Origin of the sequence: Streptomyces fildesensis, from assembly GCF_016107395.1 — a bacterium.
GTDB lineage: Bacteria > Actinomycetota > Actinomycetes > Streptomycetales > Streptomycetaceae > Actinacidiphila > Actinacidiphila fildesensis.
The window spans coordinates 1-295 of sequence record NZ_JAAIKO010000258.1 but is presented as its reverse complement, the minus strand read 5'-3'; the positions used below and the strand labels follow the sequence as shown (position 1 = coordinate 295).

Sequence of the window (295 nt, the reverse complement as noted above, 5' to 3'; positions counted from 1 at the left end):
CGCACCCGGTCGAGCCTGCCCACCTGCGCCGGGTTGCTGTGGAGAGCGCCGTGGCCGGGAATGTTGTCGCTGCCGAGCACCTGGACATGGCCACGGTGCGCGCCAGGGTCGACGGCGCCCTGGATGACGCCGGTGTCCTGGTTGCGACCCAGGAGGTCGGACCAACTGCTGTAGAAGGCGAAATAGTCGTTGGCCAGCAGCCCGAGCGTGGAGAGGAGGAATGCCTGGGTGAGCAAGAGGGCGCTGAGACGGAGGAACATAGCCGGCCAGCTTCGTACCGCGAGCCAGGGCCAGA

General features: G+C 67.8%; 1 pseudogene. It reads right to left on the bottom strand.

Going from position 1 to position 295, the window contains the following annotated elements:
- Positions 1–260, bottom strand: a pseudogene (locus C6N31_RS42835) (esterase); the annotation flags it as partial.
- Between the last annotated feature and the right edge of the window lie 35 nt (positions 261–295).